Below are 2,195 nucleotides of genomic sequence, written 5' to 3'. Positions count from 1 at the left end.
GCGGCCTACCATACCCTCAAAGCAAACCGGCCGAAGCTGTTGCTGACGACCTACTTCGGCAGTTTGCGGGAGAACCTGCAACAGGCCTGCAATCTGCCGGTTGCCGGCCTGCATGTGGATGCTATCGGTGGCGGCGATGAAATCGCACGGGTGGTGGACTGGTTACCCGCCCATAAGGTGTTGTCAGTAGGTGCCATCAACGGAAGGAATATCTGGAAAACAGACCTGAACGCAACACTGGACTGGCTGGAGCCATTGGCCGACAAACTCGGTGACCGGCTCTGGATCGCGCCTTCCTGTTCCCTGCTGCATGTACCCGTGGATCTGGACAACGAGGAGCGTCTGGACGAAGCGCTTAAAGACTGGCTGGCTTTCGCCCGGCAAAAGCTGAAGGAGCTGGTCACACTGGGTCGGGCCTTAAACGAAGGCAGGGCGGTGGTGAGCGATGTACTGAAAGCGAATCAGGCCTCCGTTGACCGTCGTCGCCGGTCTACCCGTGTTACAAATCCTGCAGTGCGAGCTGCGGTTGAACGCATCACTGCAACCCATGGTCAGCGCCAGCACCCCTATGCTGAGCGGGCGCAACTGCAATCAACGCACCTGAAACTTCCGCTTTATCCCACGACCACCATTGGCTCCTTCCCCCAGACCCGGGATATTCGTCAGGCCCGGCAGGCTTACCGGCAAGGACAGCTGAGCGCCGGCGATTATCAGGAAAAAATGAAAGCAGAAATCAGGTACGCCATCGCCCAGCAGGAAGCGCTGGGGCTGGACGTACTGGTGCACGGCGAAGCCGAACGCAATGACATGGTCGAGTATTTTGGCGAGCAGCTTGAAGGCTATGCCTTCAGTCAGTTTGGCTGGGTGCAGTCCTATGGTTCACGGTGCGTGAAACCCCCCATTCTGTTTGGCGATATCAGCCGTCCCGCCGCCATGACTGTGGACTGGATCCGGTACGCCCAGTCCCGCACCGGGAAACCCATGAAGGGCATGCTGACCGGGCCAGTCACCATGCTGAACTGGTCTTTTGTCAGGGATGATCAGCCCCGCAGCGAAAGCTGCAGACAACTGGCCCTGGCAATCCGCCAGGAAGTGCTGGATCTGGAAGCGGCTGGAGTACGAATCATCCAGATCGACGAAGCCGCACTCCGTGAGGGGCTGCCACTGCGCAAATCGGAATGGCCGGACTACCTGGACTGGGCCGTGGAAGCCTTCCGGATAACGGCCAACGGGGTAAAGGACGAGACCCAGATACACACCCATATGTGCTATTCGGAGTTCAATGACATTATTGAATCCATTGCCCGTATGGACGCGGATGTCATCACCATTGAGACGTCCCGGTCTGATATGGAATTGCTGGATGTGTTTGAGGAGTTCGACTATCCCAATGAAATCGGCCCTGGAGTCTACGATATCCATTCGCCGAACATACCGACCGAGGCGCAGATCATCGCGCTGATGGAGAAAGCGGCCGGACGCATCCCGCAGCAGAGGCTTTGGGTCAACCCGGACTGCGGCCTGAAAACCCGACAGTGGGAGGAAGTGACGCCGGCGATCATCAACATGGTGTCAGCGGCCCGCAAATTGCGGGAGAGCGCTTGCGTGGCCGGGCAGGTGCCTGCCCGGGTGGCAGAGGAAAGCCTTTAACCGGCCACTCCTGCATCAGGGGATGAATGGCCACCGGCTCCAAGGGCCAGTTGGCAATGCATCCCCTGGTCTCGACCTTACCCAGACACAGCATTCAGGTAACAAATAATTAATCTCTTGCAGGATATTGTTTGTTACCTGTTTTGTATGACCGCTCCCGCTTCAGTTGTCCGCAATATCTGCAGTTTGCCTGTCATTTGACTATCTTTTAATCAGCGCTGAACTAAAAAAACTTCACCCCCGATAATTGATGTGAATCAGTGGGTAAGTTTTCAAAACACAGCAAGCTATAGAAAGTGGCGCCGGAGAAACATCCGTTGTGAACGATTGGGTTTAATTGAGGGAGCGTTAACCGTGAAACCTATATCAAAGGCTTTAGTCATCCTCAGCGTGAGCGCCTGTGCCGGGCTGGCGTGGGCAGAAACTGAAGGCGATGCAACGCGCGGTGCCCAGGCCGCAGCAGTCTGCACGGCCTGTCATCAGGCGGACGGCAGCGGTATGAATGTTCCGGGAGGCGAATCCTGGCCGCGTCTTGCGGGTCTTGA

The 2,195-nt window shown here is 56.9% G+C and carries 1 protein-coding gene and 1 pseudogene; both read left to right on the top strand.

What is annotated here, in order from left to right:
- A partial coding sequence (metE, locus tag AAC035_RS20840; RefSeq protein ID WP_339807034.1) for a 5-methyltetrahydropteroyltriglutamate--homocysteine S-methyltransferase occupies window positions 1-1,650 on the top strand: 1,650 nt, incomplete at its 5' end.
- 354 nt (window positions 1,651-2,004) lie between these two features.
- Window positions 2,005-2,195 (top strand): annotated as a pseudogene (locus tag AAC035_RS20835) (cytochrome c4); the annotation flags it as partial.

Source organism: uncultured Marinobacter sp. (assembly GCF_963974375.1).
In the GTDB taxonomy this organism is placed as follows: Bacteria; Pseudomonadota; Gammaproteobacteria; order Pseudomonadales; family Oleiphilaceae; genus Marinobacter.
This window is presented reverse-complemented; position numbering and strand designations above follow the sequence as displayed.